At 69.9% G+C, this 8708-nt stretch carries 8 protein-coding genes and 1 pseudogene; 6 read left to right on the top strand and 3 right to left on the bottom strand.

What is annotated here, in order from left to right; all coding sequences use genetic code 11:
* The first annotated feature begins 222 nt into the window (after nt 1-222).
* Nucleotides 223-1317, top strand: coding sequence for a tocopherol cyclase family protein (locus R1101_RS0111135; protein WP_016933510.1), 1095 nt, complete (start codon nt 223-225; stop codon nt 1315-1317).
* A gap of 16 nt (nt 1318-1333) precedes the next feature.
* Here R1101_RS0111135 and R1101_RS26435 read toward each other — a convergent pair.
* Together R1101_RS26435 and R1101_RS0111145 are read right to left on the bottom strand one after the other, a co-directional pair.
* A pseudogene (locus R1101_RS26435) lies at nt 1334-2660 on the bottom strand (ROK family protein).
* Nucleotides 2661-2943: 283 nt separating this feature from the next.
* A complete protein-coding gene (locus R1101_RS0111145) occupies nt 2944-3621 on the bottom strand; it encodes a TetR/AcrR family transcriptional regulator (RefSeq protein ID WP_016933511.1) in 678 nt (225 codons plus the stop codon).
* Between the two features lie 97 nt (nt 3622-3718).
* On the opposite strand from R1101_RS0111145, the gene R1101_RS0111150 reads away from it, so the two are divergent.
* Both R1101_RS0111150 and R1101_RS0111155 read left to right on the top strand, forming a co-directional pair.
* A complete protein-coding gene (locus R1101_RS0111150; protein ID WP_016933512.1) occupies nt 3719-4468 on the top strand; it encodes an SDR family NAD(P)-dependent oxidoreductase in 750 nt (249 codons plus the stop codon).
* Between the two features lie 64 nt (nt 4469-4532).
* Nucleotides 4533-5567: a DUF2804 domain-containing protein gene (locus R1101_RS0111155; protein WP_016933513.1), complete on the top strand. Its 1035-nt coding sequence runs from the start codon at nt 4533-4535 to the stop codon at nt 5565-5567.
* A gap of 30 nt (nt 5568-5597) precedes the next feature.
* Here the strand turns inward: R1101_RS0111155 and R1101_RS0111160 are convergent, their stop codons facing one another.
* Nucleotides 5598-6692 carry a UDP-N-acetylmuramate dehydrogenase gene (locus tag R1101_RS0111160; RefSeq protein WP_081494075.1) on the bottom strand — a complete coding sequence of 365 codons (1095 nt, stop codon included), beginning with the start codon at nt 6690-6692 and terminating at the stop codon, nt 5598-5600.
* Between the two features lie 23 nt (nt 6693-6715).
* On the opposite strand from R1101_RS0111160, the gene R1101_RS0111165 reads away from it, so the two are divergent.
* From R1101_RS0111165 to R1101_RS26440, 3 genes are all read left to right on the top strand, one after another.
* Complete coding sequence (locus R1101_RS0111165) at nt 6716-7225, top strand: DUF2505 domain-containing protein (RefSeq protein WP_016933515.1); 510 nt, start codon at nt 6716-6718, stop codon at nt 7223-7225.
* 74 nt (nt 7226-7299) lie between these two features.
* Nucleotides 7300-7800 carry a DUF2505 domain-containing protein gene (locus R1101_RS0111170; RefSeq protein WP_026003148.1) on the top strand — a complete coding sequence of 167 codons (501 nt, stop codon included), beginning with the start codon at nt 7300-7302 and terminating at the stop codon, nt 7798-7800.
* A 4-nt stretch (nt 7801-7804) separates the two neighbouring features.
* Entirely contained in the window at nt 7805-8635 is an 831-nt protein-coding gene (locus R1101_RS26440) for a hypothetical protein (protein ID WP_016933517.1), read from the top strand.
* Nucleotides 8636-8708 lie beyond the last annotated feature (73 nt).

The raw sequence follows: 8708 nt of genomic DNA on the forward strand, positions 1-8708 counted from the left end.
GAACAACTCGCGGTACGAGCCGCCTTTCTGTCCTGTCACGTACTTCTCGCGTTCTCGTCGATCCGATCGGTCCGGTCAACGTTATGGCCGGCCGGCCGCGCGGGCGCAGGTACCTCCCCCATCCTGGGCATCGAGGCCCGAATCCGCACGCTCCGTGACGGGAGCGGCCATTCTGGGTACATCCGGAGAACGGACCGGACGGATCGACGGAACGGAGCGGGCATGGCGGTGCGCGGACGGCTGGGACGATTCTCTCCGAACGAACTCTCCCCGAGAAACCTGTGGACCCGCTATCGCGCGTCGGGCGCCGATCTGCCTTTCGGGAATCCGCTCGCCGCCCACGGCGTCGCGATGGAGGGCTACTTCTGGCGTTTCACCCAGCCCGGAACCGGCCGCGTGGTCATCGCCCTGTGCGGGGTCAACCGTGCGGACGACTCGGCCGGGTCCGGTTCACAGTGGGCGACACTCGGCCTGGCCGCCCATCCGGGAGGTTTCCTGCGCACCGCCGCGCATCCGGTGGCCGCCGCCGATCCCGATCGGCTCGGCGCGTCGGCCGGCGATGTCTTCCGCGGCGACAGCGAGCGCGTGTGGATGGATCTCGGCGACGACGCCCGGCTCGACATCCGATTGTCCGACCTGCGGCCCTGGCCGCGACGGCGCTTCGGCGCATCGAGCGTCTTCCACTCCGTCCCGGCCCTGAACCAGTACTGGCATTCCTGGTTGCTCGGCGGCCGGGCGGAGGGATACGCGATCCTCGGTGACGAGAAGTGGGAGCTGACCGGATCCCAGGTCTACGGTGAGAAGAACTGGGGTAAGGGCGGCTTCCCCGATTCGTGGTGGTGGGGACAGGCACAGGGATTCGCCGATCCGCAGGCGTGCGTGGCCTTCGCCGGCGGGCAGGTGCACTCGGGTCCCCTGCGCACCGAGGTGACCGCGGTGGTCGTCGCGCTTCCGGACGGGCGCGTCGTGCGCCTGGGCAATCCCGTCACCTCGCCGGTACAGGCCACGGTCACCGACGAGAGCTGGCTGCTGCGCGGCCGCAACGCCCGGTGGAGCGTGGAGATCTCGGGGAGTTCGCCGATCGGAGCCGCACACGTCCTGCCGGTCCCGCTGCCCGCGGAACGACGGAACGTGGCCGGCTCGATCGAACATCTGGGCGGCCACATGACCGTAACGGTCCGCGAGCGCGGAAGACTGGTATGGGCGGACGAATCCCATTCGGCCGCACTCGAACACGGCGGGCTCGGCCGGGCCCGGGCCGAACTCGATCGGCGGGGCGCCGCCGCGGACGCGACGGACGCCCCACCGATCGTGTGACGACGACGGAAATCCGTCAGCGTTCGGTGCGCTTCATCGCCGCGATCGGATCCGAGAACAACGAGCTGAGCGAGACGACACCCGCAGCGTGGGCCTGCACCCGATTACCGAATCCGGTGATCCGGATGTCCTTGCGTGGCAGGGTGGTCGAGGCCGCGAACGCACGGGCGACGCGCGGAACCGCGGCCGGGTACTCGGTGAAGGCCTGGCCGCCGAGGATGACCCGGTCGGGGTTGAACAGGTCACGGAGCATTCCGACGGTGCGGCCGAGCACGGTGGCGCGCTCGACGAGCAGACCGTGGGCGGCCTCGGATCCGTTCCGCGCGAGGCGGTAGAGCGACCCGATGGTGTCGTCACCGGCGGTGAGGATGCCCTCGGACACCGCGCGCTGCACGACCGCCCGATCGCTCACGGTCGCTTCGAGGCAGCCCGTGCCGCCGCACGAGCACCGTGCAGACGATCCGGTGGGGAAATGCGTCACCGAACCCGGACCGCCGGCCGGGGTGTGCACCTTTCCGTCGAAAGTGATTGCCACACCCACGGTCTCGCGGACGTAGAAGTACAACCCGGTGCCCTTGACCTCGGGAGCGTCGCGGTCGGGGGGTCAGGAGCAGCTCGGAGGCGGCCATCGCCTCGACGTGCGCGGCCACCGAGACCGGCAGGCCCATGCCACCACCGACGATCGCGCCGACGCGGGCGTCGACCCAGCCCAGTCGCGGATGCGTCACTACGGCGGTGTTCGAATCCACCCGACCGCCGAGTGCGACGCCGACCCACAGCGGGGTGCGGCGGTGCCACCGTCCCGCGAAAGCCTTGGCGCTCGCGGTGATCGACGCGAGCGCGGCGTCCTGGTGGCCGGCCGGGGTGGGAACTTCGACGGCGCCGATGATGCGACCACGCAGGTCGGTCGCGACGATGCCGGTGGTGACGGCACCGATGTGGATGCCGACCGTCAGGTAACGCTCGTGGTCGACCTCGACGGGTACGCGCGGCCGGCCGACCGCGCCCGGCTCGGTCAGGTCGGCGCGCTCGCGCAGCAGACCTGCCGAGAGCAGGGCCGATACCTGACGATTGACGGTGGCGATGCTCGCCCCGGTGACCTTCGCGATCACGTCACGCGAGACCGGACCACGATTGGCGGCGACACGGAAGACCGACGCCCCGGTGCCGTCGGCGATACGCAGGTCGGGGGGAACGATCCTGACCTGGCTCGACACGCGCGAGGTTCGAGACCGGACCACTGTCGCACGCGTGGATCCGCGGACACCGGAGGCGGCGGCACGAGGGGGCGCGGACGACCGGGAGGGAAGGGAAACGGACGGCGGAAGAGTGGGAACCGACACGGCGCTGATCCTTGGCTGCTGATCCGGACGTGATGACCGGAGAACGGGCGGGAGACGATCGGCGCACCGAATCCCCGGCGTGGAAGCACGATCGGAGGACGGACCCGCCCGAAAGCGGGGGGAATCGGTGCGGAGTTACTTTCCGCAGCAGCGACAACAGAGTTCGCGCGCCAGAGGCAGCCGTGATCCCAGCGCGGCGGTCACATAGGTGACCGGCGGTGCGGAGGTGTGGCCGACTGACATGCCGATCAAACTATCGCCCGAACCGGGTCGTGTCCAATCCTCACCGCTCCGGTGGGGAATCCCTCCGCGCATCCCCGCGCACCCGGGCGGTCTCCGCCGACACCGGCGCGAGCAGCAACCCTTCCCACGCGTCGACGAGCGCCGCCAACTCTGCGGTGGTGGGTGATTCACCTGCACGGTGACATCGCGCGAGGGCACCGACGGTACCGGAATACACCAGCCGCAGACGTTGTCCGGCGATGTCGTCGGGCAGTTGCCCGAGCAGCGCCCGCAGCGCGGTGTCGGACCGGCGGCCGCTCTCGGTTCCCGTCGGTCCGGTGACCCGGAAGCACTCGGCGAACCGCTCGTGGTTCGAGAGCCGGTCGAGGAAGGCGACGTAGTGGTTGTTGCGGCCGAGCGTGCCCGCCAGTGGCCGGATGATCGCCCACAGCAGGTCGCGGACCGTGAGCGTGTCCCGCGTCCGAAGCATCTCGGCGACGAGCGCTTCACGCTGGGCGTTCACAGCGGGCAACCGATGGGAGAAGACCGCCTCGAGCAGCCCCTCCTTGGTCCCGAAGTAGTAGCCGATCACCGACGAGTTGTGCTGTCCGGCGGCCTTGCGGATGTCGGCGAGGGTGACTCCGTCGTAACCACCGCGGGCGAAGAGTCGCTCGGCGGCTTCGACGAGCCGGATCCGGGTTTGCTCTCCCGAGCTGTATCGACCGCGGGTGGTGGTCATATGCCGCAGGGTAGCCGCACCGAGGGGACTTCGCAGGGGAGGACTCGGGGGGCGGGGACGTACGGCGGCATCCGGTGCCCGACACTACGATTGCCCCATGAGCATCTCTCCCGATTCCCGCGTCGCCGTCGTCACCGGAGCGTCCTCCGGTATCGGCGAGGCGACCGCCCGTACGCTCGCCGCGCAGGGTTTCCATGTCGTGGTGGGCGCACGGCGCCTCGACCGCCTGCAGAAACTCGCCGACGAGATCGGCGGCACCGCGCTCGAGCTCGACGTCACCGACGAGGATTCGGTGGAGGCCTTCACCACGGTGCTTCCCCGGGTGGACGTGCTGGTCAACAATGCCGGAGGCGCCAAGGGACTCGCGCCGGTCGCCGAGGCCGTCGAGGACGACTGGCGGTGGATGTGGGAGACCAACGTCGTCGGCACCATGCGCATCACCAAGGCGCTGATCCCCAAGCTCATCGCGTCGGGCGACGGCCTGATCGTCACCATCACCTCGGTCGCGGCCTTCGAGGCCTACGACAACGGCGCCGGTTATACCTCCGCCAAGCACGCGCAGGCCGTGCTGCACCGCACGTTGCGAGGCGAACTGCTCGGGCAGCCCGTCAGGCTCACCGAGATCGCTCCGGGCGCGGTCGAGACCGAGTTCTCGCTCGTGCGGTTCGAAGGCGACAAGGATCGTGCCGACAAGGTGTACGAGGGCATCACCCCGCTCGTCGCCCAGGACATCGCCGACATCATCGGATTCGTCGCGTCCCGCCCGTCGCACGTCAACCTCGACCAGATCGTCGTCAAGCCGCGCGACCAGGCGAGCGCAGGCCGCTTCCACCGCGTGACCGACTGAGTCCGCTGCGGTGGTGGGAGCGGCAGGAGCGTCACTCCCACCACCGTCGGTACCGTCACGGGATATGCGCCGACGACGCCTCGTGCCCGGACCGCTGCTCGGCGACGACGGAACACTCGCCGAGGCCGGCTGGAGCACCACGGAGACTCGCACCTACGACCGGCAGCGGGTCGCGGCGTCGCGGTTCCGCCTCAAGGAATGGGATTACTACTGCGTCCTGTCCGACGGGGACGACGGACCGTTCGGGATCGCCCTGACCGTCGCCGACAACGGCTACGTGGGTCTGCTCGGGGTGAGCGTGCTCGACCTCGCCGGTCGTTGCGAGACCACCGAGAACGCCCTCGTTCCCTTCCCGCTCGGCCGGATCCGCCTGCCGCAGAGCGCCGACCGCGGTGATGTCGTCGTCGGCCGTCGCGGCCTCCGGATCGAGTACCACCACGAAGGGCAGGCCCGGCGGCTGGTCGTCGACCATCCTCGCTTCGGAGGTGGGCGTGGCCTGTCCGGTGAATTGCTGCTCGCGCAGCCGCCCGACGACCGGATGGTCGTCGCGACACCCTTTCCCCGGGCGCCGAAGGCCTTCTACTACAACCAGAAGATCAACTGTCTGCCCGCGCAGGGCACGCTCACCGTCGGCGGACGGGAGCTGGTCTTCGACCCCGCCACCGCGTTCGGCGTGTTCGACTGGGGTCGCGGCGTATGGACCTACGACAACACCTGGTACTGGGGTTCCGCGTCGGGAATCCACGACGGGGTGCGCTTCGGATTCAACATCGGCCACGGATTCGGCGACACCACCGCGGCGAGCGAGAACATGCTCTTCCACGACGGTGTGGCGCACAAGCTCGACCGCGTGCACTTCCACCTGCCCCGCGACACCTACGACGGGGCGCCGTGGCGCTTCACCAGCAACGACACGCGCTTCGAGATGGAGTTCGAGCCGATCCTCGACCGCGCGGCCGACGTGAACGCCCTGCTGGTGCGTTCCACGCAGCACCAGGTCTTCGGACGGTTCACCGGCAGCGCCGTGCTCGACGACGGCACCCGGCTCGAGGTCGAGAACCTGCTCGGCTTCGCGGAGCAGGTCCGCAACCGCTGGTGACCGGCGCTCTGCCGCTCCGGTGTGCGCCGGTCAGATCGCGCAGTTGACGGTGACCGGTTCGGGATGCAGACGAACCCCGAAGGCGTCCTCGACACCGTCGCGCACCCTGCGCGCCAGGGCCACGAGATCCGCCGTCGATGCCCTTCCCCGGTTGGTGAGCGCCAGCGTGTGCTTCGTCGACAACCGCGCCGGCGCGTCGGCGGCGGGAAATCCCTTCCCGAAACCGGCCCGCTCGATCAGCCACCCGGCCGACAACTTGGTTCCGCCGTCCGCCGGGAACTGCGGGATCCGCACGTCCTCGCCCACCTTCGCCGCGATGGCCGCCAGCACGTCCGGCAACCGATCGTCGGGCACGACGGGATTGGTGAAGAACGAGCCGGCGCTCCAGGTGTCGGGATCGCCCGAGTCGAGCACCATGCCCTTGCTCCGGCGCAACCCGAGGACGTGCTCGCGCACCTGCGCCGTCGGCCTGCGCTCGCCTTCCTCCGCGCCGAGCGCCACCGCGAGCTCGCGGTACGCCAGCGGTGCGCTGGAGCCGTCGCCCCGCACGTCCAGTTCCACCTCGAGGACCACGGCCGTGTCGGTGTGTTTGAGGACGCTGGTGCGGTAGCCGAGACCGAGAGCCTCGGGCCCGACCCACGAATCCCGTCCGGTGCCGCGGTCGAGCAGACGAACGCGGCGCAGGATCGAGCCCACCTCGACGCCGTAGGCCCCGACGTTCTGCACCGGCGTCGCTCCCGCGGAGCCCGGGATGCCCGACAGGCATTCGAGCCCGCCGAGTCCGGCGTCCACGGTGGTCGCGACCACCGCGTCCCATTCGGCTCCCGCATCCACCCGGATGTGATCGTCGCGGAGGTCGACACCGGTGGTCGCGACGCGGACCACGACGCCGTCGAAGCCGTCGTCCCCGATGACGAGGTTGGAGCCGCCCGCGAGGAGCAGGAGCGGCACGCGCTGCTCGTCGAGCAGCCGCACGACCTCGATCAACGACGAGGTGGACACGCATTCGACGAGATACCGGGCGGGGCCGCCGAGCCGGAGGGTCGTGAAATCCGACAGCGACACCTGCTCGGACACCGTGGCTCCCGTTTCGGCGAGCCGGGCCCTGGTACGTGGATCAAGCACCAGCAAACGGTAGCGTGCCCCGTATGGGCAGCCCTATCGACCACACTGCGAACTACTCGTCCCCGCCTGCAGCGGTCCACGCGGCGTTCGTCGATCCGCAGTACTGGCAGACCCGGCTGCGTGAGGTCGGCGGTCCGGGCGCGGCGGTCGAGCGGGCCGACAGCGGCGACGGCACGATCGAACTCGATCTCCATCAGGCCATCCCTGCCGAGCACCTGCCGAGCATGGTCACGAGCATCCGCCCGGGCGATCTCGTCATCCGGCGACACGAGGCGTGGGGTGCATTCGCCGACGGTCGCGCCGAGGGCAGGTTCTCGGCGCACGTCGACGGGATGCCGGGTGAGGTCACCGGCGGGATGACGCTGATCGCCGACGGCGCGGGTTCGTCCGTCGTCGTCGAGGGCACCGTCGAAGTGAAGATCCCGTTCCTCGGTTCCAAGATCGAAGGGATGATCGTCGAGCAGCTGGTCGAACTGTTCGACGCGGAGCGCACCTTCACCGAGCAGTGGTGCCGCGGCGATCATTCCGCCTGATCACCCCCGCCGGGTCGTCCCACGGCGACCCGCGATTTCCGGACGGGCCACCCGGCGCGGTAGCCTGGCCGGTCGTGGCACGGCGTATCGATTACTCTGCCCGCTTCCCCTACCCACCGGAGCGGGTGTACGAGGCGCTCGCCGATCCCGGGCATTGGGAAGCGCGGATGACCGAGATGCGCAAGTACTCGGAGAACCACGTCCGCGAGTTCACGACCTCCGAATCGGGCATCGCGCTGGTGCTGCACCACGTCCTCCCCCGCTCCGACCTGCCGGAGATCGCCCGCACGGTGATCAAGAAGGACATGGTCATCACGCGCGAAGAGACCTACGGGCCGTTCACCGACCGCGCGACCGGCACCTACCGGGCGTCGATCCCCGGCGGCCCCGGCAGTCTGACGGGCACGATGGAACTCTTCGCCGACGACCACGGCGCCACGCTCCGCACCACCTCCGAGGCCAAGGTGCACATCCCGTTCGTCGGCGGCAAGCTCGAAGAACTCATCCTCACCAATCTCGTCGACGTGTTCCGCACCGAAGCGGCCATCACCGCCGACTGGCTCGCGCGACGGTAACCGAGTGCCGAATCGAGGACCCGTCGGTGTCGTCACGCGCGGCACCACCGGCATCAACCGGCTGCGCCGCAGCGATCGCTGGGCGATGCACGACCCCCACATCGCGAAGGCGCTGACGCACGCCGTCGACCCTCTGGTGGTCGATCTGGGTTACGGCGCCATGCCGGTGACGACCCTCGAACTGGCTACGCGACTGCGGCGGGTACGCGGCGATCTGCGTGTGATCGGCCTCGAGATCGATCCGGAACGGGTGGTTCCGGGCCGCGACGGCGTCGAGTTCGCCCGAGGCGGTTTCGAACTGGCGGGCCTGCGCCCGACCCTGGTGCGGGCGTTCAACGTGCTCCGGCAGTATCCGGAGGAGGCCGTCGAACCGGCGTGGGCGCGTCTGCGGTCCGGTCTCGCTCCCGGAGGGCTGCTCATCGACGGCACGTGCGACGAGCTGGGCCGGCGTTGCGCGTGGGTGCTGCTCGACGAGTACGGCCCCCGATCGTTGACGTTGGCGTGGAGCCCGTTCCACGTGGACAGACCCTCCGACCTCGCCGAACGACTACCCAAGGCACTGATCCACCGGAACGTTCCGGGCGAGCCGATCCACGCGCTGCTCCGCGCGGCCGACCGGGCGTGGGCGACGAGCGCCCCGCACGCGGCGTTCGGACCGCGGATCCGGTGGCAGGCGACGCTCGAACTGCTGCGCGATCAGGGTTTCCCCGTGCGGCCTCCCCGTCGCCGTCTCCGCGACTGCGTCCTGACGGTGCCGTGGGATGCGGTCGCACCCACGGACGAACCTGCCGCATCCGAGCGAACCGGCCGAGGAACTGCGCTCGTCGCGGTCTGAGAACCGTCGCGGCCCCGGCCGGTCAGCCTGCGGCCAGGAGTGCCAGCTCGATCCGGTCGGCCACCGCAGCCGG

This window comes from Rhodococcus sp. R1101 (assembly GCF_000278445.1).
Classification (GTDB): Bacteria; Actinomycetota; Actinomycetes; order Mycobacteriales; family Mycobacteriaceae; genus Rhodococcus; species Rhodococcus gordoniae.

Coding starts and splice junctions, on each gene's coding strand:
- R1101_RS0111150 (WP_016933512.1), top strand. CDS start 3,719: ATGAGCATCTCTCCCGATTCCCGCGTCGCCGTCGTCACCGGAGCGTCC.
- R1101_RS0111145 (WP_016933511.1), bottom strand. CDS start 3,621: ATGACCACCACCCGCGGTCGATACAGCTCGGGAGAGCAAACCCGGATC.
- R1101_RS0111165 (WP_016933515.1), top strand. CDS start 6,716: ATGGGCAGCCCTATCGACCACACTGCGAACTACTCGTCCCCGCCTGCA.
- R1101_RS0111135 (WP_016933510.1), top strand. CDS start 223: ATGGCGGTGCGCGGACGGCTGGGACGATTCTCTCCGAACGAACTCTCC.
- R1101_RS0111155 (WP_016933513.1), top strand. CDS start 4,533: ATGCGCCGACGACGCCTCGTGCCCGGACCGCTGCTCGGCGACGACGGA.